2 protein-coding genes are annotated in these 26141 nt (G+C 70.4%); both read right to left on the bottom strand.

The annotated features are described in order from the left end of the window. On the bottom strand, positions 1 to 2455 hold a 2455-nt coding region (locus AMK22_RS41930), incomplete at its 3' end, for a condensation domain-containing protein (protein WP_143203645.1). Between the two features lie 169 nt (positions 2456 to 2624). After that, positions 2625 to 25940 carry a non-ribosomal peptide synthetase gene (locus tag AMK22_RS35000; RefSeq protein ID WP_073791573.1) on the bottom strand — a complete coding sequence of 7772 codons (23316 nt, stop codon included), beginning with the start codon at positions 25938 to 25940 and terminating at the stop codon, positions 2625 to 2627. Between the last annotated feature and the right edge of the window lie 201 nt (positions 25941 to 26141).

The raw sequence follows: 26141 nt of genomic DNA, 5'->3' as shown, positions 1-26141 counted from the left end.
CCGTATCCCCGGCCACGACCGGCCCGCACACCGCGAACGTGGTCGACTCCGTCGGACCATAGACATGGACCAGCTCCGTGTCCGGACAGTGCTCCAGCATCCGCGCCATCGCCACACCCGACGCCCCCTCACCGCCGGTCCACACCTCACGCAAACCCGCGAAACACCCCGAATCCTCCCCCGCCAGAACATCGAACAGCGCCTTCGTCAAGAACACCGACCCCACCCCAGCCGCAACCGCCTCACGCACCACCGCCGCACCCAACTCCACCTCCGCCACGACCACGGTCCCACCGTTCAGCAACGGCACCCACACCTCATACGTCGCCGCATCGAACGAATGCGGCGAATGGAACAACACCGCCCCATGCGCACCCGAACCCCAACGACCGTCCGCCGCCAACGCAACAATGTCCCCATGCGTGACCGCCACACCCTTCGGCACACCCGTCGACCCCGACGTGAACATCACATACGCCAAAGACCCCGACCGAATCACCGCAGGCAGGTCACCCACACCCGTCGGCACCGCACCCACCGCCAGAGCCGGCACACCCCCGACCTCACCCACGCCCCGGTCCGTAAGCACCAGCCCGGCACCAGCCTGCACCAGCACCTGCCGCACCCGCTCCTCCGGATACGAAGCATGCAACGGCACATACACACCACCCGCCTTCAGCACGGCCAGCATCGCCACGACCACATCGACCGACCGCTCCAACAGCAACCCGACCCTGGACTCGGACGACACACCCCCCTCCACCAGCACCCGCGCCAACCGATCCGAAGCCGCATCCAACTCCGCATACGTCAGCACGACATCACCACACCGCACCGCCACCGCACCCGGCGCCGCAGCAACCCGACGGGCAAACGCCTCGACCACCGACACACGACCGTCGAACTCCACCACCGCACCCCGACCGGCCACCAGAACCCGGTCCCGCTCCCCCGCACCCAGCATCGGCACCTCCGCCAACGCCACACCCGAAGCAGCCACCAACCCCTCCGCGAGACCCACCCAATGCCCCGCCATCCGCTCCACCGTCACCGCATCGAACAAATCCGTGCTGTATTCGATTGCTCCGATCAACTCCTCGCCCTTTTCCTCGAATTCGAGCATGAAGTCGAAGGGCAGCGCGTCCCTGGTCACCCCCATCGGCTCCAGGCTCAGACCGGGAAGGTCGGGAGCCGACTCGGTGGCGCTCTGCAACACCACCACGGCCTGGACCAGGGGCATGCGGCTGGGGTCCCGCTCGGGAGCCACGGCCTCGACCACTCGGTCGAAGGGCACGTGCTGATGGTCGAACGCCTCCAGCACCGTGTTCTTCACGTCCGTGAGGAAGTCGCCGAATGTGGCGGTCGGATCGATCCGCGAACGCAGCACGAGGGTGTTGACGAAGAACCCGACGAGATTCTCCAGCTCGGTGCGGTCCCGGCCCGAGGTGGCGGTGCCGAGCGCGATGTCGCCCTGGCCGCTGTAGCGTGACAGGAGCAGTTGCGTCACCGCCGTCAGTGTCACAAAGAGGCTCGCGCCCCGTTCCCGCCCCGTGGCGGCGAGGCGCCCTGCCAGCTCCGGCGCGACGCGGAACGTGTGAACCGCGCCGGCCGAGCTTCGCACGGCGGGGCGGGGCCGGTCGGTGGGCAGCTCCAGGGGTTCGAGACCGGCCAGCCGCTGACGCCAGTACGCGAGCCCCTTCTCCTCCTGCGCATCCGAACCGTCGCCCCTGTCCCGCTGCCAGACGGCGAAGTCGGCGTACTGGATCGGCAGAGAGGGCAGTCCGGGTGTCTCACCACGCACGACGGCCGCGTAGCACCGGCCGAGTTCGTCGGTGAGGATGTCCAGCGACCGGCCGTCGGTGACGATGTGGTGCATCGCGAGAAGCAGGGCGTGTTCGTCGGCGCCGATTCGTACGAGGCTGACGCGTACGAGCGGGCCTTCGCGCAGGTCGAACGGGGTCAGCAGGCGCTCGCGCAGGAGATCGTCGACAACGGCTCCCGCGGCATCGGGCTGCCCACCCGGTCCGGATTCCCCGGTCTGCCCGATCCTTACGTCCTGTCCGGCGTCTTCGATGTACTCGATCGGTATGGCGAGCGTGGAATGCACCACCTGGACGACCCGGCCGTCGACGGAATCGAAGGTGGTGCGCAGCGACTCGTGGCGGGCGACGAGCGTGTCCACGGCCCGCTGAAGCGCGCCGACATCGAGGTCGCCTCGTACACGCAGGGCGAGACCGGAGTTGTACTCCGTGCCGCCGGGCCTGAACTCCTCCAGGAACCATAGGCGTTGCTGCGCGAACGATGCTGGAAGCTCCGCCCCCTCCCCGCGCTCGACGGGAGATATCGCGTCGGGGTCGACCGCCACCACGGCACCGGCCATGCGTGCCCTGAGCAACTCCTGCATGTGGGCGGGCAGGGCGCTGATCCGGTTCTCCCGGGACGGTTGCGTGCTCATCTCGCGTCTCCTTGTGACACCAAGAAAAGGGCGGGGCGGAAGGGCTGAGGGGATGGGGGTGGGGGGCCGGACGGAGGTCGGCGCCGCGCCGGGGGACAGGGCGGGGCGGCGACCTCCGGCCGGGGCGGCCCGACCGGAGCGAGCCGAGGCGGTGCGGGGTCCCGGGACGTCAGCCTCGGGCCACACTCCGCAGAGCCGCGACGAACTCCTCGGCCAGGGCCGCGACCGTCTCCTGATGGTGCACGGCTGCCGAGTAGTACCAGGTGACGACGAACCTGCCGTCGTCCACGGCGGCGACCACGTCGATCAGATGGTTCCGCTCCTGCTGGGGTCCGTGTTCCTGTCCGTCGACCGCGACGGACCGATCGAGGAGACCCGCGCCGCCGGTGGCCGTGTCGAACTGCCCCAGGTAGTTGAAGCTGATCAGCGGATCGACGGCAGGGACGAGACCGGGCGTGTCCGCGAGGTGGCGGAGCGCGCCGTAGCCGACGCCCCGGTCCGGGACGGCTCGCAGCTGGCGCTTGACCGAGCGCATGGTCCCCGGCCAGTCGTCCCCTGCGGGGAGTTCGAGCGCCACGGGGTACATCGCCGTGAACCAACCGACGGTACGCGTCAGGTCGATGTCGTCGAACAGTTCCTCGCGACCATGCCCTTCCAGGTTCACGGCGACCTTGTCCCGCCCGGTCCAGCCCCGCAAGGTGCGGGCGAGGGCGGCGAGGAGCACGTCGTTGATCTGGGTCCGGAACCGGCCGGGGACCTGGTGCAGCAGCGCGTGCGTGTCATCCGTGTCGAGGTACGCCATGACCGCCGCCTGGTCGGCGACCTTGTTGCCGCCCAGCGGCATGTCGCGCGGCAGGCCGATCTCGGCGGCCTCGGCCACCGAGCTCCAGTACGCCGCCTGGTCGTCGAAGCCTCCCTCGCGGACGTACGCGCCGAGCCGGTCCGCCCAGTCGCGCACGGACGAGGTCCGCGGCCCGAGATCGGGGGTGCGGCCGGCGATCGCGTGCTCGTACGCGGTGGCCAGGTCGCCGAGCAGGATGCGCCAGGAGACGCCGTCGATCACCAGATGGTGCGCGGTGATCAGCAGGCGGGCCGGTGCGTCCCCGTCGGTGGCCGTGCCGACGACCGTACGGATCAGGGGGCCGACGGCGAGGTCGAGCCCGGCCTGTGCGTCGACGACCAGTGCGTGCCAGGCCGCGTCGGCTCCGTCGGCGGGGAGTGTGTGGACGGTGAAGACGGCGTCGAGGTCGGCGTCGGGTGTGATCCGGCCGGTCCAGACGCCTTCCGCGTCCTGGACGAACGTGGAGCGCAGGGCGTCGTGCTGAGTGACCAGCGCCCCGACTGCGGCACGGAGCGCTGTCAGGTCGACGTCGTGCGGCAGCTCGAACGCCAGGGACATGTTGAAGTGGCCGGGAGCCACCGGGTGGGTCTCGAAGAACCACTCCCGGACGGGGGTCGACGCCACCGTTCCACTGACCGGTTTCTGTTGGCCCGCGCCCTCGCCGGGGTCGAGTGCCCCGTGCGGTCCGGCCTCGTCGATACGAGCGGCGAGGGTGGAGATGGTGGGGTGTTGGAAGACGTCCCGGGACGAGAGTGACAGACCGGCCCGACGAGCCCTTGAGACGACCTGGAGACTGATGATCGAGTCGCCACCGAGGTCGAAGAAGTTGTCGTGGACACCGACGCGCTCGAGCCCGAGCACCTCAGCCCACACCCCGGCCAGTATGTCCTCCGTTCCGGTGCGCGGAGCGACGTAGGCGTCCTCGTCCCCGGTGAACTCCGGGACGGGCAGGGCCTTGCGGTCCAGCTTGCCGTTCGCGTTCAACGGCAACTCGTCCAGAACCACGAACACCGACGGCACCATGTACTCCGGCAGAACCACAGCCACGTGCTCACGCACAGCCGCGACGTCCAGCCCCGAACCGTCGGCCACCACATACGCGGCCAGACGCTTCACCCCCGGCCGGTCCTCACGAGCAACAACCACCGCCTGGCTCACACGCTCATGCGCGACCAGAACGCTCTCGATCTCACCCAACTCGATCCGGAAACCACGCACCTTCACCTGGTCATCGCCACGACCCGCATACTCAAGCGAACCATCCACATGCCAACGCACCACGTCACCCGTGCGATACAGCCGACCACCATCACGGAACGGATCAGCGACAAACCGCTCCGCCGTCAAATCCGGACGCTCGTGATAACCACGCGCCAGACCACCCGCGAGATACAACTCACCCCACACACCCACCGGGACAGGACGCAGACAGGCATCGAGCACATACGTGCCCTTGCCCGCCACGCCCCTGCCGATCGGCACCATGGATCCAGTGCTCTCCCCGTCCCGCTCCGAGAACCAGCCGGTCGCGTAGACGGTCGCCTCGGTCGGACCGTACAAATTCGCGACCACCGCACCCGGCATCACCTGACCAATCCGCTCCCGCAGACTCGACGGAAACGCCTCACCCGCCAAAACCACCAGACCAGCATCCACCCAGGCATCCTGCTCCAGCACCGCCGCAAACGCCGACGGCACCGCCGACACCAACGAACCCGACCACGACCCCCGCTCAGTCAGAGCAAGAACGTCCCGCACCACCTCCAACGTCCCACCCGCAGCCAACGTCCCGAACAACTCGAACACCGACACATCAAAATTCAACGACGTCGAAAACAGCACACGCGAGAACCGACCCACCCCCAACGACACCGCCCACTCCACCAGACCCGCCATCGACCCATGCGGAACCACCACACCCTTCGGACGACCCGTCGAACCCGACGTATAAATCACATACGCAGCCGACCCCAACGACACCGAACCCACCACCGGCAACACACCCGGCCTCATCGGACCAGCAAGCATCGCCCCGTCGACCACCACACGCACACCACTGTCCGCACGCATGAACTCCAACCGGTCCGACGGATACTGCGGATCCAACGGCACATACGCACCACCCGCCCGCAACACCGCCAACACCGCCACCACCAAATCCACCGACCGCGGCAACGACACACCCACCCGCGACTCCACACCCACACCCAACGCCACCAAATGCCCAGCCAGAGCCTCCACCCGACGCCACAACACCTCATACGTCAACGACTCCCCACCACACACCACCGCAACCGCCCCAGGAACAGCCCCCACACGCCCCGCGACCAACTCCACCACCGAACGACCACCCACACCCACACCAGGACCCGCCCACTGTGCGAGCAGGACACCGGCTTCAGCGGTCTCCAGCATCCCGAACCGATCGAGCGGCGCGTCCGGCTGCGCGGTCACACGCTCGGCGAGAGCGATCCAATGGCAGCACATCCGATCGACGGTCGAGGCGTCGAACAGGTCCGTATTGAACTCGGCCACGGCTGCCAGTCCGCCGCCGTCGGTCTGCTGAAAGTGCAGGCTCAGCTCGAACTGGGCTGCCTCGCGCGGCATCGCCTCGTCCTCGACACGCAGGCCGGGCAGCTCGAAGGCGCCCATCGGGGTGTTCTGGAGCGCTACGAGCGCCTGGACGAGCGGGGTGCGGGAGGTGTCACGCTCGGGAGCCAGCTCCTCGATGAGCCGGCTGAACGGCACGTCCTGATGCGCGAACGCGTCCAGCGTCGTCTCCCGCACCTCCGACAGCAGAGCTCCGAAGCCCATGGACTCGTCGATCCGCGAACGCAGCACGAGGGTGTTGACGAAGAACCCGACCAGATCCTCGATCTCGGCGCGCTCCCGTCCGGAGACCACGGTGCCCACTGCGATGTCCCGCTGTCCGCTGTACCGCGAAAGCAGCAACTGCGTCACCGCGGTCAGGGCCATGAAGAGGCTGGCCCCACGCTCCTGGCTCAGCCTCGTGAGCCGGTCCGCCAGTTCCGACGAGACCTCGAAGGCGTGCAGGGCGCCGGCCGAGGTGCGCACGGCCGGACGCGGCCGGTCCGTCGGCAGCTCCAACGGTTCCAGACCCGACAACTTGTCACGCCAGTGGTCGAGCTGACCGTCCAGCGCCTCGCCCGCCAGATGCTCGCGCTGCCAGACCGCGAAGTCCGGGTACTGAACCGGCAGTTCGGGCAGCGCGCCGTCTTCACCATGCACGGCGGCGGCGTACAGCGCGCTCAGCTCACGGGTGACCACGCCCATGGACCAACCGTCGGTCACGATGTGGTGCATCGACAGCGCCAAGACGTGCTCACGCTCGGAGAGGCGGACCAGCAGGACTCGCGTGAGCGGACCGTTGCGCAAGTCGAACGGCAGCGCCGCCTCCTCGGCCAGCATGGCCCCGAGCCCGTCCTCACCCGCAGCTTCCGCTATGCGGACTGCCACCTCGATGTCTTCGGGTGCGTGGACGGTCTGGATGCCCCGGCCGTCGACGGAGTCGAAGGTCGTGCGCAGGGCCTCGTGCCGGGCGACGAGCCCGGCCACGGCCGACCGCAGCGCCACGACGTTCAACACACCCGTCAGACGCAGAGCGGCGGAGATGTTGTACTCGGTACCGCCGGGGGTGAAGTTCTCCAGGAACCAGAGGCGTTCCTGGGCGAACGAGAGCGGGAGTGGTCCGGTCCGGGGCGCGGGGAGGATCCCCGGCTCCTCCGGCTCGTCCCCAACTACCTGCGCGGCCAGGGCGGCGACGGTCGGGTGGTCGAACAGCGCACGCGGCGACAACCCCGTGCCCAGGGCGCCGCGCAGCCGCGAGACGACCTTCAGGCTGGAGATCGAGTCGCCACCCAGCGCGAAGAAGTCGTCGTGCACACCGACCCGTCCGACGCCGAGCACATCACCCCAGATACCCGCAAGGGTCCTCTCCGTATCGGTGCGCGGGGCGACATACTCCTCCCCCTCCTCCGCCTCGGGTGCGGGAAGCGCCCTGCGGTCCACCTTCCCGTTGACAGTCAGCGGCAGCTCATCCAGGACGACGAACGCCGACGGCACCATGTACTCCGGCAACAAACCCGCCGCATGCTCACGGATCCCGGTCACGTCCAGGACCTGACCGGCAGCCGGGACGAGGTAGGCGACCAGGCGCTTCACACCCGGCCGGTCCTCCCGGACCTGGACCGACACCACACCCACCGAGGCATGACGCGCGAGTACGGTTTCGATCTCGGCGACCTCGATCCGGAAGCCACGGATCTTGACCTGACCGTCGCCACGGCCGAGGAAGTCCAGGCGGCCGTCCTCACGCCAGCGCACCACGTCACCCGTGCGATACAGCCGGCCACCGTCACCGAACGGATCCGCCACGAACCGCTCCGACGTCAGATCCGCACGCCCGTCATAGCCCCGGGCAAGACCGGAACCACCCAGATACAACTCACCGGCGATACCGACGCCGACCGGCCGCAGGAAAGCATCGAGCACGTAGGCCCGGGTGTTGTTCATGACCTGGCCCAACGGCACCGAACCTCCGGAGACGTCCTCCGGCGCCAGGGGGCCGGACACCGCGAAGGTCGTGGATTCCGTCGGACCGTAGCCGTTGACGAGCACCAGCCCGGGGCAGGACTCCAGCAGGCTTTGGGCAGCCGCAGCGGGAACCGCGTCGCCGCCCGTCCAGAGCTCCCGAAGACCCGCGAAGCACACAGGGTCCTCCTCCACCAGCACACCGAACAGAGCCGCGGTCACCCACAGCCCCGTCACGCCCGACGCCACGGCGTCGCGGACGGCCGGCGCGCTCAGTTCCGCCTCGGCCACCACGACCGTGCCGCCGTTCAGCAACGGCACCCACACCTCATACGTCGCCGCATCGAACGAATGCGGCGAATGGAACAACACCGTCCCATGCGCACCCGAACCCCAACGGCTGTCCGCCGCCAACGCAACTATGTCGCCATGGGTGACCGCCACACCCTTCGGCACACCCGTCGAACCCGACGTGAACATCACATACGCCAAAGAAGCAGCACTCACGACCGGCGCGACCACGCCCCCACCGACCGGCACCGCATCCACCGCGAGAGCCGGCACACCCCCGACCTCACCCACGCCCCGGTCCGTGAGCACCAGCCCGGCACCAGCCTGCGCCAGCACCTGCCGCACCCGCTCCTCCGGATACGAGGCATGCAACGGTACGTACACACCACCCGCCTTCAGCACGGCCAGCATCGCCACGACCACATCGACCGACCGCTCCAACAGCAGCCCGACCCTGGACTCGGACGACACACCCCCCTCGACCAGGACAGCGGCAAGACGGTCGGACTCGGACTCCAACTCCGCATAGGACAGCGTCGCGGCACCACACCGCACAGCCACCGCACCCGGCGCCGCAGCGACCCGACGGGCAAACGCCGCCACGACCGAGGCGTCATCGAGCGCGGCGCCCCCTCCATCGGCCCACTCGTCGACGACGAGGGCGCGTTCCTCGGGGGCCAAGAAGTCCAGCGCTCCGAGCCTGGTCTCAGCACTGTCCACGAGCACGGTGAGAACCTGGGCGAGGCGTTCGGCCAGGGTGTCGACCGTGGCCCGGTCGAGGAGGGCGGGGTCATAGGCGAGCGTCATGTCCAGACGTTCGCCGGCCAGTCCGGCGATGAGGGTCAGTGCGTAGTTCGTCGACTCGACAGCCTGAACACCAGTGACCGACACACCATGCCGCTCCGCCGCGCCCGTGTCGACCGGGTAGTTCTCGAACACCACCAGACTGTCGAACAGGGAAGCACCCGCGGGCAGATCCGTCTCGATGTCCGACAGCGCCACGTACTCGTACTGCCGCGCCTCCACCAGGTCCGACTGCACACCTCCCAGCCACGACGCCACCCGCGCCGACGGATCCACCCTCACCCGCACCGGAACCGTATTGATGAACAGACCCAGAATGTCCTCCACCCCCGGCAGATCCGCCGGGCGCCCCGACACCGTCGTCCCGAACACCACGTCACCCGAACCCGACCCGGACGACGCCCCCGCGGACTGCGACAGCAACAACGCCCACGCCCCCTGCACCACCGCGTTCACCGTCAGACGATGCCGCCGCGCGAACCCACCGACCCGGCCCGCAACCCCAGCGCCCAGCACCACCGGAACCCGGCTACTCGAACGACCTCGCTCCACCTCACCCGGCAGACGGTCATACGGCAATGCCGCCGGATCCGTCACACCCGCCAACCGGCCGCGCCAGAACGCCCGCCCGGCATCCGCATCCTGACCCACCAGCCAACGCACGTACTCACCGAACGAACCCCGCGATCGCGCAGCCCGCCCAGACCCGTCACCGGCGTACTCGGCAAGCACGTCCGGCACCAAGGCCGCTGTACTCCATCCATCCAACAACACATGGTGGAACGTCCACACCACCCGCACCGCATCACCCGACAACCGAGCCAGCACCACCCGCAACAACGGACCGGAGGTGAGGTCGATCCCATGTCCGCGGTCCTGGTCCAACAGCTCGGCCAGGGCCTCGGCCTGCCTCTCCTCCGTCAAATCGCTCCAGTCGAGCACGGTGACCGGCACCGTCACGTCCCGATGCACCACCTGCACCGGCTCCGACAACCCCTCCCAGACCAACGACACACGCAACGCGTCCGAACGCGCCACCACCGTCTGCCACGCAGACGCCAACCGCTCCACATCCGACACACCATCAAGCCGGAACACGAACTGCTCCACATAGGCCGACGAACCCGGATCCGCCAACGCGTGGAACAGCATCCCCGCCTGCAACGGCGTCAACGGATACACATCCTCCACACCCCGACCGTCACCCACCACACGATCCACCTCCATCTGCGACAACCCCACCAACGGGAAGTCCGACGGAGTACAACCACCTGCCCCCACACCCTCACAATGCGCCACACACGCGACCAACTCCGCCGCGAACGCCTCCGCCAACCCCCGTACCGTCTCCTCGCGATGCATATCGCCCGAGTAGATCCACGAGAACGCGAGACGGCCGTCCTGGATGGCTCCGACCACATCGATCAGATGGGTGCGGTTCTCGTGCGGTGCATGGTCACCGCCTGGCAGCGGCAAAGCGTCTCGGAAGAGGCCGTCGCCGGCTTCGTCACCGATGTCGAAGTGGCCGTGGTAGTTGAAGCTGATCTGTGGGTCGTCCTCGGCCAAGCCTTCCAGGCCACCGCCGAGGTAGCGCAGCGCCCCGTAACCCACACCCCGGTCCGGAACAGCACGCAACTGCTCCTTCACCGACTTCAGATCACGACCCCACGCGTCGACACCGTCCACGTCCTCACCCGGCAGCCCCAGGGCCACCGGATACACCGACGTGAACCACCCCACCGTCCGCGTCAGATCCACACCCGCGAACAGCTCCTCGCGACCATGCCCCTCCAACAGCACCGGAACCCGGTCACGACCCGTCCACCCACGCAACACCCGCGCCAACGCCGTCAACAACACATCGTTCGCCTGCGTCCGATACACGGCCGGCACCCGCTGAACCAGCGCTTCCGTCTCCTCCATCGACAGAGCGACGGAGACCGTGCGGGCTGAGGCGACGGTGTTGGTTCCTTCGGGGTTGTCGAGCGGCAGCCGGTGGTCGGCCTGTGCCGTGGCGGAGGTCCAGTGGGCACGCTGGGCGTCGAAGCCGCCGCGGGCCGTGTGAGCCGCCAGTTCCTGGGCCCACTGACGCACGGAAGTGGTCTTCGGGCCGAGGTCGGGCGTGCGCCCTGCGGCGGCCTGTTCGTACGCCGTGCTCAGGTCCTCCAGCAGGATGCGGAGGGACACGCCGTCGATGACCAGGTGGTGCGCCGCGATGAAGAACCACGGGGCACGCCCCGCGCCCCTCCGGCCGAGAAGGACGCGGACGAGCGGACCTCCATCGAGGTCCAGGTCCGCCTGGGCGGCAGTGGCCAGCCGCTGCCAACGTGCTTCTGCTTCGGCGTCGTCCTCGGGCAGGTCGTGGGACGCGAAGATCCCTTGCGCGGTGACGGACGAGCGGTCCTCGTACCGGGCCGAGGTGCGACCGGAGAAGGTGGTACGGAGCGCATCGTGCTGGGACAGGACTGCCCCGAGCGCCGTCAGCAGGGCCGACTCGTCGGTCTCCGGGTCCAGCGCGAGGGCCAAGGACATGTTGAAGTGCTCCGGGGCCACCGGGTGGGTCTCGAAGAACCACTCCCGGGCGGGCAGCGTCGGCACCTCGCCGGTGAGCTCACCCTGCTCGGCGGTCGAGGCCGCCGCCGCAGCGTCCGACTCCACAGCCGGGATGACCGCGGCCAGAGAGGAGATGGTGGGGTGCTGGAAGACGTCCCGGGAAGAGAGCACGAGTCCTGCCCGACGGGCTCTTGAGACGACCTGGAGGCTGATGATCGAATCGCCACCGAGGTCGAAGAAGTTGTCGTGGACACCGACTTGCTCCAGCCCGAGAACCTCGGCCCAGACGGATGCCAGGACCTGTTCCGTCCCGGTGCGCGGAGCGACGTATCCGGCCTCGTCCCCGGTGAACTCCGGGACGGGCAGGGCCTTGCGGTCCAGCTTGCCGTTCGCGTTCAACGGCAACTCGTCCAGGACCACGAACACCGACGGCACCATGTACTCCGGCAGAACCACAGCCACGTGCTCACGCACAGCCGCGACGTCCAGCCCCGAACCGTCGGCCACCACATACGCGGCCAGACGCTTCACCCCCGGCCGGTCCTCACGAGCAACAACCACCGCCTGGCTCACACGCTCATGCGCGACCAGAACGCTCTCGATCTCACCCAGCTCGATCCGGAAACCACGCACCTTCACCTGGTCATCGCCACGACCCGCATACTCAAGCGAACCATCCACATGCCAACGCACCACGTCACCCGTGCGATACAGCCGACCACCATCACGGAACGGATCAGCGACAAACCGCTCCGCCGTCAAACCCGGACGCTCGTGATAACCACGCGCCAGACCACCCGCGAGATACAACTCACCCCACACACCCACCGGGACAGGACGCAGACAGGCATCGAGCACATACGTGCCCTTGCCCGCCACGCCCCTGCCGATCGGCACCATGGATCCAGTGCTCTCCCCGTCCCGCTCCGAGAACCAGCCGGTCGCATAGACGGTCGCCTCGGTCGGACCGTACAAATTCGCAACCGCCGCACCCGGCATCACCTGACCAATCCGCTCCCGCAGACTCGACGGAAACGCCTCACCCGCCAAAACCACCAGACCCGCATCCACCCGGGCATCCTGCTCCAGCACCGCCGCAAACGCCGACGGCACCGCCGACACCAACGAACCCGACCACGACCCCCGCTCAGTCAGAGCAAGAACATCCGGCACCACCTCCAACGTCCCACCCGCAGCCAACGTCCCGAACAGCTCGAACACCGACACATCAAAATTCAACGACGTCGAAAACAGCACACGCGAGAACCGACCCACCCCCAACGAAACCGCCCACTCCACCAGACCCGCCATCGACCCATGCGGAACCACCACACCCTTCGGACGACCCGTCGAACCCGACGTATAAATCACATACGCAGCCGACACCATCGACACCGAACCCACCACCGGCAACACACCCGGCCTCATCGGACCAGCAAGCATCGCCCCGTCGACCACCACACGCACACCACTGTCCGCACGCATGAACTCCAACCGGTCCGACGGATACTGCGGATCCAACGGCACATACGCACCACCCGCCCGCAACACCGCCAACACCGCCACCACCAGATCCACCGACCGCGGCAACGACACACCCACCCGCGACTCCACACCCACACCCAACGCCACCAAATGCCCAGCCAGAGCCTCCACCCGACGCCACAACACCTCGTACGTCAACGACTCCCCACCACACACCACCGCAACCGCCCCAGGAACAGCCCCCACACGCCCCGCGACCAACTCCACCACCGAACGACCACCCACACCCACACCAGGACCCGCCCAGCCGAGCAGCGCCTGCTCCAGCTCGTCCGCCTCCAGCATCCCGGCGCGCGAGAGCCTGAGCCGGGGGGCCGTGAGAAGCTGTTCGGCAAGCGTCAGCCAGTGGCGGCACAGCCGCTCGACCGTGGTCCGGTCGAACAGATCGGTGCTGAACTCGACGACTGCGGCAAGGCCGCCGCCGTCGGTCTCCTGGAAGTGCAGGCCCAGCTCGAACTGAGCCGCCGCACGGGGCACCGCGTGCTCCGTGGCCTGAAGACCAGGGAGGCGGAATTCGCCGGGCGGGGTGTTCTGCAGGGACACGAAGGCCTGGACGAGCGGGGTGCGCGAGGTGTCGCGTTCGGGCGCCAGTTCCTCGATGAGCCGGCTGAACGGCACGTCCTGATGCGCGAACGCGTCCAGCACCGTGGACCGCACATCGTCCAGGTACTCGCCGAAAGTCCGCGCGTCGTCGATCCGGGTACGCAGGACAAGGGTGTTGACAAAGAACCCGACGAGGTCCTCCAGCTCCGTGCGCTCACGACCCGAAACGGCTGTGCCGACCGCGATGTCCCGCTGGCCGCTGTAGCGCGACAGCAGCAACTGCGTCACCGCCGTCAGCCCCATGAACAGGCTGGCCCCACGCTCCTGGCCCGCCGCCCTGAGCCGGTCGACAAGACTCACCGGAACCTCGAACGTGTGCAGGGCGCCGGCCGAGGTGCGCACGGCCGGACGCGGCCGGTCCGTCGGCAGCTCCAACGGCTCCAGACCGGCCAGCTTCCCACGCCAGTGGTCGAGTTGACCGTCGAGCGCGTCTCCTGCCAGATGCTCGCGCTGCCAGACCGCGAAGTCCGGGTACTGAATGCGCGACTCCGGCAGAGCCGCATCCTCGCCACGCACAGCTGCGGCGTACAGCGCGCTCAGCTCGCGCGTGATCACGCCCATGGACCAGCCGTCGGTCACGATGTGGTGCATCGCGAGCACCAGCACGTGCTCACGCTCGGAAAGACGGACCAGCAGCACCCGGACCAGCGGGCCCGTGCGGAGGTCGAAGGGTATCGCCGCCTCGGCCGCGAGCGCCGCGTCCAGGTCTTCCGGAGCGCTGAGCGCCACGGTCCGCACCGGAACGTCGATGTCTCCGGGTGCGTGGACGGTCTGGACGCCCCGGCCGTCGACGGAGTCGAAGGTCGTACGCAGGGCCTCGTGCCGGGCGACGAGCCCGGTCACGGCCGCACGCAGCGCCGCGACGTCCAGGTCACCCGTCAGGCGCAGGGCACCGGTGATGTTGTACTCGACGCCCTCCCGGTCGAAGTCGTGCAGGAACCAGAGGCGTTCCTGGGCAAAGGACAGCGGAAGCGGGCCGGTGCGCGGCGCTGGGAGCACGTCGGCCTCGTCGGCCGGCTCGTCCAGGGCGATCTGCCCGGCGAGAGCCGCGACGGTGGGGTGGTCGAAGAGCGCGCGCGGGGACAGGCCCGTGCCCAGGGCGCCGCGAAGCCGGGAGACGACCTTCAGGCTGGAGATGGAGTCGCCGCCCAGGGCGAAGAAGTCGTCGTGGACGCCGACCTGTTCGACCCCGAGGACATCCGCCCAAATGGCGGCCAGAGCGCGCTCGGCATCGGTGCGCGGCGCGACGTGCTCCTCCGCCGTTTCGTACTCGGGTGCGGGCAGGACCTTCCGGTCCACCTTGCCGTTGACCGTCAGCGGCAACTCGTCCAGAACGACGAAGGCAGACGGCACCATGTACTCCGGCAGGGCAGCCGCGGCGTGCTCGCGCACCGCCACGATGTCCATGTCTCCCCCGACAGCCGGGACGAGGTAGGCGACCAGGCGCTTCACGCCCGGCCGGTCCTCCCGGACCTGGACCGACACCACACCCACTGAAGAATGGCGCGCGAGTACGGTTTCGATCTCGGCGACCTCGATCCGGAAGCCACGGATCTTGACCTGACCGTCGCCACGGCCGAGGAAGTCCAGGCGGCCGTCCTCACGCCAGCGCACCACGTCACCCGTGCGATACAGCCGGCCACCGTCACCGAACGGATCCGCCACGAACCGCTCCGACGTCAGATCCGCACGCCCGTCATAGCCCCGGGCAAGACCGGAACCACCCAGATACAACTCACCGGCGATACCGACGCCGACCGGCCGCAGGAAAGCATCGAGCACGTAGGCCCGGGTGTTGTTCATGGCCTGGCCCAACGGCACCGAACCACCGGAGACGTCCTCCGGCGCCAGAGGGCCGGACACCGCGAAGGTCGTGGATTCCGTCGGACCGTAGCCGTTGACGAGCACCAGCCCGGGGCAGGACTCCAGCAGGCTTTGGGCAGCCGCAGCGGGAACCGCGTCGCCGCCCGTCCAAAGCTCCCGAAGACCCGCGAAGCACACAGGGTCCTCCTCCACGAGCACGCCGAACAGGGCCGCGGTCACCCACAGCCCCGTCACGCCCGACGCCACGGCGTCGCGGACGGCCGGCGCGCTCAGTTCCGTCTCGGCCACCACGACCGTGCCACCGTTCAGCAACGGCACCCACACCTCGTACGTCGCCGCATCGAACGAATGCGGCGAATGGAACAGCACCGTCCCATGCGCACCCGAACCCCATCGGCTGTCCGCCGTCAGCGCCACGATGTCGCCATGGGTGACCGCCACGCCCTTCGGCACACCCGTCGACCCCGACGTGAACATCACGTACGCCAGAGACTGCGACGAGACCCGCGCCGAAACCACGACCGAGCCAACCGGCGCCGCACCCACGGGAACCGCGGGCACACCGCCGACCTCGGCAACGTCCCGATCCGTCACCACCACGCAGCTGCCCGACTGGGCGAGCACCTGACGGAGCCGGTCATCCGGGTACGAGGCGTGCAGCGGTACGTACGCACAGCCGGCCTTCAGCACGGCCAGCATCGCCACCACCACGTCCACCGACCGCTCCAACAGCAGCCCGATCCGCGCCTCGGCGACCACACCCCGCTCGACCAGCACACCGGCCAGCCGATCCGACGCCTCGTCCAGCTCCGCATACGTCAGCGCGATATCACCGCACCGCACCGCCACCGCACCCGGACGCGAAGCCACCCGCTCGGCGAAGGCGGCCACGACCGAGGCATCGGCGGCGGCCGAGCCACCGCCGTCGGACCACCGGTCCAGGACCTGCGTGCGCTCCTTCGAGGTGAGCAGTTCCAGGCGGCCGAGGTCTGTCCCGGCGTTCTCCAAGAGCGTCGTGATGACGTGCGCAAGCCGCTCCGCCATCAGCTCGGCCGTCTTCGTCCCGAGGAGTGCGGCGTCGTAGGCGAGGGTCATGTCGAGCCGTTCGCCCACAGCCGCGGCGATCAGCGTCAGCGCGTAGTTCGTCGACTCGACCGCCCGGACGCCGCTGACCGACAGGCCATGCCCCTCGGCGGCGGCAGCGTCCACCGGGTAGTTCTCGAACACCACCAAGCTGTCGAACAGCGACACGCCCGCCGGCAGATCCGTCTCGATGTCCGACAACGCCACGTACTCGTACTGTCGCGACTCCACCAGGTCCGACTGGACACCCTCCAGCCACGACACCACCGACGCCGACGGATCCACCCGCACCCGCACGGGCACCGTGTTGATGAAGAGGCCGAGGATGTCCTCCACGCCCGGCAGATCCGCCGGACGCCCCGAGACCGTCGTCCCGAACACCACATCCGCCGACGACGCGGACACACCCGCGCACTGCGACAGCAGCAGCGCCCACGCCCCCTGCACCACCGCGTTCACCGTCAGACGATGCCGCCGCGCGAACCCGCCGACACCACCCGCCACCGCCGCATCCAGCACCACCGGCACCCGACCGCTGGACCGGCCCCGCTCCACCTCACCGGGCAGACGGTCGTACGGCAGCGCCGCCGGCTCCGTCACACCCGCCAGCCGATCACGCCAGAACGCCCGACCCGCCACCACGTCCTGATCTGCCAGCCAGCGCACGTACTCGCCGAACGAACCCCGCGACACCCTCGCCGCGGCGCCGGCCTCGTCCGCATGGGCAGCCAGCACGTCCGGGACCAACGCCGCCGTGCTCCACCCGTCCAGGAGCACGTGATGGAACGTCCACACGACCCGCACCGCGTCACCCGACACCCGCGCCAACGCCACCCGCATCAAGGGTCCGGAAGCGAGATCGATCCCCTGGGCCCGGTCGGTGTCCAGGAACTCGCTCAGCCGGGTCTCCTGCCCGGCGTCGTCGGCATCCGTCCAGTCGAGGAGGGTGACCGGAACCGTCACGTCGCGGTGGACGACCTGCACCGGCTCCGGCAGGCCCTCCCACGCCAGCGACACCCGCAGCGCGTCCGAACGCCCCGCGACCGTCTGCCACGCCCGCGCGAACCGCTCGAGGTCCGTCACACCGTCGACCCGGAACACGAACTGCTCCAGATACGCCGGCGAGTCGGGCTCCGCCAACGCGTGGAAAAGCATCCCTGCCTGCAACGGCGTCAGCGGATAGATGTCCTCCGCCCCGCGACCGTCGCCGACGACCCGATCCACCTCCGCCTGGCTCAACCTCACCAACGGAAAGTCCGACGGAGTGCACCCGCCCGCACCCTCGCCCTCACAATGCGTCACGCACGCCACCAACTCCGCGGTGAACGCCTCCGCCAGTCCCCGCACCGTCTCCTCACGATGCACATCGGGCGAATAGGCCCAGGAGAAGACCAGTCGGCCGTCCGCCAGACCGGCGGTGACGTCGATCAGGCTCGTTCGGCGCTCGTCGGGGCTGTGCTCGCCGCCGGGGTTGAGGGCGGCGGAGCGGTACCAGCCGGCCTCCCCCGCCTCGGCGGCACCGTCGGTGTTCGCCATGTCCAGGCGGCCGAGGTAGTTGAAGGTGATCTGCGGGTCGTCCAGGGCCCGGCCCTCCAGGCCACCGCCGAGGTGGCGCAGCGCCCCGTAACCCACACCCCGGTCCGGAACAGCACGCAACTGCTCCTTCACCGACTTCAGATCACGACCCCACGCGTCGACACCGTCCACGTCCTGACCCGGCAGCCCCAGGGCCACCGGATACACCGATGTGAACCACCCCACCGTCCGCGTCAGATCCACACCCGCGAACAGCTCCTCGCGACCATGCCCCTCCAACAGCACCGGAACCCGGTCACGACCCGTCCACCCACGCAACACCCGCGCCAACGCCGTCAACAACACATCGTTCGCCTGCGTCCGATACACGGCCGGCACCCGCTGAACCAGCGCTTCCGTCTCCTCCACCGACAGCGAGCCCGACACGGAGCGGAGTGAACCGACCGTGTTCTCGACGGCGGCGCGTGCGTCGCGCGCGTCGCCGGTCGCCGGGGGGAAGTCGCGCGGCAGGTCGGGGGCCGTACCGTCGAGAACGGAGGTCCAGTAGGGGCGCTGGTCGTCGAAGCCGCCGTCGCGGGTGTGCGCGGCGAGGGTGTCGGCCCACTGGCGCACGGAGGTGGTCTTCGGGCCCAGGTCCGGTGTGCGGCCCGCGGCGGCCTGCTCGTACGCCGAGCGCAGGTCGTCGAGGAGTATGCGCCAGGTCACGCCGTCCACCACCAGGTGGTGGGCCACGATCAGGAGCCGGGTGTGCCGCTCCGCGCCGCGTCGGCCCACGAGGAAGCGGACGAGGGGACCGTGCTCCAGGTCCAGGCTCGACTGAGTCTCGGCGACCAGGTGGGACCAGGCGATGTCCTGGTCGGGCGCGGCGGTCAGGTCGTGCTCGGTGACGTACCGGTCCGCTTCGGCGGCCTGCGTGATCGTGCCGGTCCAGCGGGAGGAGCCGTCGGCCGGCCGGGTGAACGTCGAGCGGAGCGCGTCGTGCTGGGACAGCACCGCCCCTACGGCCTCGCGGAGCGCCGCCGGGTCCGTCGCGGCGGGGAGTTCGAGGTCCATGGCCATGTTGAAGTGGCCGGGGGCGACGGTGTGGGTCTCGAAGAACCACTCGCGCACCGGGGTGGTGCCGACCTCGCCGGAGACGGGGCCCTGTTCGGCGGTCCCGCCGTCGGCGTCGCCCGCTCCCGGCGTGCCCGCGACGGCGGCGAGGGCTGCCACGGTCTGGCGGGCGAAGATGTCGCGGGAGGTCAGGTCGAGTCCGGCCTGGCGGGCGCGGGTGACGACCTGGATGCTGAGGATGGAGTCGCCGCCGAGGGCGAAGAAGTTGTCCTCCACGCCGACCCGTTCGACCCGGAGCACGTCGGCCCAGATCGCGCACAGCGCGCGCTCGGTGTCGGTGCGCGGGGCGACGTGTCCGCCGTCGCTCTCGGCCTCCGGGGCGGGCAGGGCGCGGCGGTCGACCTTGCCGCTGGAGTTCACCGGGAGGGAGTCGAGCAGGACGAACACGGACGGCACCATGTACGCGGGGAGTTCGGCGGCGGCGTGCGCGCGCAGCGCGTCCGTGCGGACCGGCTCCGTACCCGCGTCGGTGGTCACGTACGCCACGATCCGCTGGGTTCCCGGACGGTCCTCGCGGACCATGACGGCCGCCTGGCCGATCTGCGGATGGCGGGCCACGACGGCTTCGATCTCGCCCGGTTCGATGCGCAGGCCACGCAGCTTGACCTGGTCGTCGGCGCGGCCCACGTACTCCAGGTGTCCGTCGGCCCGCCAGCGGGCCACGTCACCGGTGCGGTAGAGCCGGCCGCCGGTGCCGGACGGATCGGCGACGAAACGCTCGGCGGTCAGCCCGGCCCTGCCGTGGTAGCCGCGGGCGAGGCCCGGGCCCGACACGTACAGTTCACCGGCGACGCCCACTCCCACGGGGCGGAGCCAGGGGTCGAGGACGGCGACGTGCGCGTCGGCGACGGGTTCGCCGATCGGCGGGGCGCCCGCGCCCGGTGCGAGGGCGCCGCTCATCGAGGCGGCGATGGTCACCTCGGTCGGGCCGTACGCGTTCACCATGGTCCGGCCGGGCGCCCAGCGGGCGACCAGCTCCGGACCGCACGCCTCGCCGCCGGTGGCGACGACCCTGAGGTCCGGGAGATCGCCGGAGGGCATGGTGCCGAGGACGGTCGGCGGGATCAGGGTGTGGCTGATCCGCCGGTCGCGGAAGACCCCGAACAGCGCGTCGCCCACGACGGGTCCCGGGACGTCCGGGACGACGAGGGCGGCGCCGCCGCCGAGGGCCATGAGCAGTTCCATGACGGAGGCGTCGAAGCCCGCGGACGCGAGCTGGACGACCCGTGCGTCGCGCCCGACCCGCAGCCGGTCCACCACGGCGGCGGCGAAGCCGGCGATGCCGCGGTGGGTGACGACGACGCCCTTGGGGCGGCCGGTGGAGCCCGAGGTGTAGATCATGTACGCCGCCGCGTCGACGCGGACCCGCGGGTCGTCGATGGCCGCACCGGCACCGTCGCCGATGACTTCCCGGCCCGGCTCCGACGCCCCCGGCGCCGTCGTCCCGTCCAGGTGGACGACCGGCGCGCCGCTCTGCCGGAGGACGTCCCGGACCGTCCGCCCGTCCTCACTCGCCACGGCACCGGCCGCGGCCTGCGCACCGGCTCCCGCTTCCGCGTCCTCGGCGGCGCACAGCACCAGGCGGGCGTCGCAGTCCTGGAGGACGAATTCCAGGCGCTGGGCCGGCCACGAAAGGTCCACGGGTACGTACACGCCACCTGCGCGCATGACGCCGAGCAGGCTGACGAGCCAGTCGGCGGAGCGGGGCACGGCGACGGCGACGCGCGCCTCGGCGCGTACGCCGCGTGCGGTCAGCAGCCTCGCGACACGGGCGGAGGCGGCGTCGAGCTCGGCGTAGGTGAGGGTGGTGTCGCCGTATTCGACGGCGACGGCGGTCGGGCCCTCGGCGGCACGCGCGGTGAGCAGCTCGGGGAGCGTGAGCGGGGTCGTTCCGGAGCCGACGGTCGAGACGCCCCAGACGTCGGCGATGCGGCGCAGTTCGTCGTCGGCGAGGTGGTTCACGGTCGCCAGGGCGCGGTCCGGGGCGCCGCAGACGAGGCGGGCCAGGTCGAGCCACTGGCGGCAGAGGCGCTCGACCGTGGCGGCGTCGAACAGGTCGGTGCTGTACTCGGCGCCCGCCAGCAGGCGGCCGTCCTGCTCGGCGAAGGAGAAGGTGAGGTCGAACTGCGCGGAGTTGCGCACCGATTCAACGGCTTCGGCGTGCAGGCCGGGCAGGTCGAAGGAGGAGCGCGGGGTGTTCTGCAGGACGATCATGGCCTGGACGAGCGGGGTGCGGGAGGTGTCGCGCTCGGGGGCCAGTTCCTCGATGAGCCGGCTGAACGGCACGTCCTGGTGCGCGAAGGCGTCGAGGACCACGTCGCGGGTGCGGTCGAGGAGTTGGGTGAAGGTCTCGCCTTCGTCGATGCGGTTGCGCAGGACGAGGGTGTTGACGAAGAAGCCGACGAGGTCTTCGACCTGGGGCGACTGTCGGCCGGAGACTCCGGTGCCGAGGGCGATGTCCGTCTGCCCGCTGTGACGGGCGAGCAGCAGCTGGGTGACGGCGGTGAGGGCCATGAACAGGCTCGCGCCGCGGTCCTGGCCGGCGCGGGCGAGCCGGGCGGCGAGGTCGGCGGGAACGTCGAAGGTGTGCAGGGCGCCGGCGGAGGTGCGCACGGCCGGGCGGGGCCGGTCGGTGGGCAGCTCCAGGGGCTCCAGGCCGTCGAGCCGCTCGTGCCAGTGGCGGAGCTGGTCGTCCAGGGCGTCCCCGGCCAGCTGCTCGCGCTGGCTGACGGCGAAGTCGGGGTACTGGACGGGGAGTTCGGGAAGTTCGGGACTCGTGCCGTGGACGGCGGCGGTGTAGAGGGCGCTGAGTTCGCGGGTGATGACGCCCATGGACCAGCCGTCGGTGACGATGTGGTGCATCGAGAGGACGAGGACGTGCTCCCGCTCGGAGAGCCGCGCCAGCAGCACCCGCAGCAGTGGGCCGGTCCGCAGGTCGAACGCGGTGGCGGCCTCGGCGGCGAGCACGGCGTCGAGTTCCTCGGGGGTGTCGACGCGCACGGTGCGGAGCGGGACGGCGACGTCCTCGGCGGGGTGGATGTGCTGGACGCCGTGTCCGTCGGCCGATCCGAAGGTGGTGCGCAGCGATTCGTGGCGGGCGACGAGGCCGTCCACGGCGGTGCGCAGGGCGGCCGGGTCGAGGTCGCCGGTGAGGCGGAGGGTGCCGGAGACGTTGTATTCGACGGATCCGGGGGCGAAGTCCTCCAGGAACCAGAGGCGTTCCTGCGCGTACGAGAGCGGCAGCGGGCCGGTCCTGGGGACGGGGACGATGCGCGGCTCGGGGCGGGCGGGGGCCGCGTCGTCGGTACCGGCCGCGCTCGTGGCGACCTCGACGGTGGCGGCGAGGTCGGCGAGGCGCGGGGTGTCGAACAGGTCGCGTACGGCGAGGGGGACGCCGAGGCGTTCGCGGACCCGGCTGACGACGCGGGTGGCGAGCAGGGAGTGGCCGCCGAGGGCGAAGAAGTCGTCGTCGACGCCGACGCGTTCGACGCCGAGGACCTCGCTCCACAGGGCGGCGAGGGCTTCCTCCGTGGCGGTGCGGGGGGCGACGTATGCGGCGGTCTCGGCCCATTCCGGGGTGGGCAGGGCGCGGCGGTCGAGCTTTCCGCTGGAGGTGGTGGGCAGCGCTGCGAGGGTGACGAAGGCGGACGGGACCATGTAGTCGGGCAGTCCGCGGCGGACGAGGTCGCGCAGGGCGGCGGGGTCGGGGGCGGGCCGGCCGGGTACGGGGACGAGGTACCCGGCGAGACGCGCGACGCCGTTGTGGTCGTCGCGGACGACCACGGCGGCGTCGGCGACATCGGGGTGGCTGCGCAGGGCGGCGGTGATCTCGCCGGGTTCGATGCGGAAGCCGCGGACCTTCACCTGGTCGTCGGCGCGGCCGAGGTGTTCGAGGGTGCCGTCGGCGCTCCAGCGGGCGAGGTCGCCGGTGCGGAAGAGCCGCCCGCCGTCGCCGGACGGGTCGGGGACGAAGCGTTCGGCGGTGAGGGCGGGACGGCCGTCGTAGCCGCGGGCGAGGCCGGCTCCCGAGATGTACAGCTCGCCCGCGACGCCCTGCGGGACGGGGCGCAGCCGCTCGTCGAGGACATGGGCGCCGTTGTTCCACAGCGGGGTGCCGATGCGGACACCCGCCGGGTCGGTGGAGCCTTCGGCGGCGACGGTCGCGGCGACGCTGTCGGCGCTGATCTCGGAGGAACCGTACAGGTTGAGCAGGGTGGCGTGCGGCAGTCGCTCGGCGAAGCGGGCGACGAGGGCGCGGCTGAGGGGCTCGCCGCTGCTGATCCAGCAGCGGCAGGTGGCGAGGGCTGCCGGATCGGTCTCGTCGAGGAGGACGGAGAGCAGGCTGGGGACGAGGGTGAGGCGTTCGACGGAGTGCTCGGCGACGAGGGCGGCGAGGGCCAGGGGGTCCTTGGCCTGTTCGTCGGTGGCGAGGACGACGTGTCCGCCGTGGAGCAGGGTGCCCAGGATCTCGGTGGCGCTGTCGAGGAAGCCGATGGAGCTCTTGGCGCAGACGACGGAGGCCCGCCATCGGGGGTGGGCCTCGGCGAACCAGGCCCAGCGGCTGAGGAGTCCGGCGTGCAGGCCCTGGACGCCCTTGGGGCGGCCGGTGGAGCCGGAGGTGTAGATGACGTACGCGACGTTGTCGGCGCGCAGCGCGGCGACGGCTTCGGGGGCCGTGGCGGGAAGGGTCGCGACGTGGTCGGTCGTGGCCGGTTCGTCGACGACGACCGTGGTGACGGGGCGGTCCGCGGCAGTGGCCGCGTCGGTGACGAGGGCGGTGAGGGACTGTTCGGTGACGGTGGTCCGTACGCGGCTCTCGCCGAGCATCCAGGAGACGCGGCCGACGGGCAGTGCCGGGTCGACGGGCAGGTAGGCGCCGCCTGCCTTGAGGACGGCGAGGGCGGCGACGACGAGGTCGGCGCGGCGTGTGAAGCAGACGGCGACGGGCTCCTCGGGACGTACCCCGACGGCGATCAGGTGGTGGGCCAGCCGGTTGGCACGCTCGTCGAGTTCGCGGTAGGCGAGCGTGTGACCGTCGCTGGTGAGCGCGGGGGCGTCGGGGGTCCGGGCGACCTGCTCGGCGAAGTGCGCGGGGATGATGCCGTGGGCGGCCTCGGGGCGGGTGTCGCCGGCTCCGAGGGCGGTGACGGCGGCGCGTTCGTCCGCGTCGAGGAGGTCGTGCGCGGCGAGGGGGGCGTCGGGTGCGGCGGCGACGGCGCGGACGAGGGCGACGAAGTGGCGGCCGAGCCGTTCGACGGTGGCCGGTTCGAAGAGGTCGGCGTCGTACTCGACGGCGCAGTGCAGGCCGGGGCGTCCGGTCCGGCCCTCCTCGGGCGCGTCGGTGTTCTGGAACTCCTCGAATTCCTCGAATTCCCAGCTGATGTCGTAGGGGGCCTGGCGGCGGGCCAGGTTTCCGCGGGTGACGCGGAGTCCTTCGAACTCCATGGACTCCGCCGGGGTGTTCTGGAGGACGACCATGGACTGAATGAGCGGGGTGCGGGAGGTGTCGCGCTCCGGTGCGAGGATCTCCACGAGCCGCTCGAAGGGGACGTCCTGGTGGTCGAACGCCTCCAGGACGGTTTCCCGGACGCCGTCGAGGTAGGTGGCGAAGGAGGCGTCGCGGTCGATTCCGGAGCGCAGGACGAGGATGTTGATGAAGAACCCGACGAGGTTTTCGACTTCGGCGCGTTCGCGTCCCGGGACGGCCGTGCCGACCGCGATGTCGTCCTGTCCGCTGTACCGGGCGAGCAGCAGTTGCACGAGGCCGGTGAGCGTGACGAAGAGGCTGGTGGAGCGGGTGCGGGAGAGGTCGTGGAGGGCTGCGGCGACGTCGGCGGGCAGCGTGAAGGTGTGAACGGCGCCGATGCCGCGGCGGACCGCCGGACGAGGGCGGTCGGTGGGCAGCGCGAGCGGTTCGAGGCCGGCGAGACGGTCGCGCCAGTACCCGAGGTGCCGGTCGAAGGACTTGTCGGCGTGGCGGGCGCGCTGCCAGGCGGCGTAGTCGGCGTACTGGACCGGGAGGGGCGGGAGCGCGGCGGACTCGCCGCGCAGGGCGGCCGCGTAGCAGACGCGCAGTTCGCGGACCACGATCTCCATGGAGGCGCCGTCGGTCACGATGTGGTGCATCGCCAGGAGCAGCCGGTGCTCGTCGGCGCCCGTGCGGACCAGCAGGACCCGCAGCAGGGGGCCGGTGCGCAGGTCGTAGGGCTCGTCCATGGCGGCGGTGAACAGCCGGTCGCAGACGGCCTCCACGCCGAGGGCCGCCACGTCGGCGGCCTCGACGCCGAGCGTCCCGGCATCGGTGGTCGCGAAGCCGTCGGCCGGCCCGGCGTCGGCGGTCAGGTCGATGTGGCGGAAGGGGGTGCGGGAGACGGCTTCCCGGGCCGGGAGGACGATCTGCCGTGCGACGCCGTCCTCCGCGCCGAACACCGTCCGCAGCGCCTCGTGCCGGGTGACCAGGCAGTCCACGGCTCCGCGCAGCGCGGCCGTGTCGAGGGAGCCGGTCAGCCGCAGGGCGAGGCCGGAGTGGTTCTCGGTGGAGTCGGGCTCGTACTCCCCCTGGAACCAGAGCCGTTGCTGCGCGAAGGAAAGCGGCAGCGGGCGGTCTTCCGAACGGTCGACAGGTTCGATGCCCGTGCGGCGGGCGGAGCCGGCGCGTCCCGCGAGCCGCTGCCGCAGCTTCTCCCGCACGTGCTCCGGCAGCGAATCGATGCGGCCCTCACGCGACGACGCGGCGTCCATGGAAAGCTCCCTCACTCACATCAAGCATCAACGAATGTCGTTCGGAATCCCGGCCGCGGGGCAGGGAAAGGCGCGTGTGCGCGACCGACCGGATTCGCTTCTCGCTCGCCCAGTCGGTCGCGCACACGTGTCGTACGTGTCGTGTGTCGTCCGTCGTCGCGCCTTGCCTGCGCGCGACGACGCCCTTGTCGTGCGGTGCCG

This window comes from Streptomyces sp. CB01580, from assembly GCF_001905795.1.
In the GTDB taxonomy this organism is placed as follows: Bacteria; Actinomycetota; Actinomycetes; order Streptomycetales; family Streptomycetaceae; genus Streptomyces.
This window is presented reverse-complemented; position numbering and strand designations above follow the sequence as displayed.

Coding starts and splice junctions, on each gene's coding strand:
- AMK22_RS35000 (WP_073791573.1), bottom strand. CDS start 25,940: ATGGACGCCGCGTCGTCGCGTGAGGGCCGCATCGATTCGCTGCCGGAG.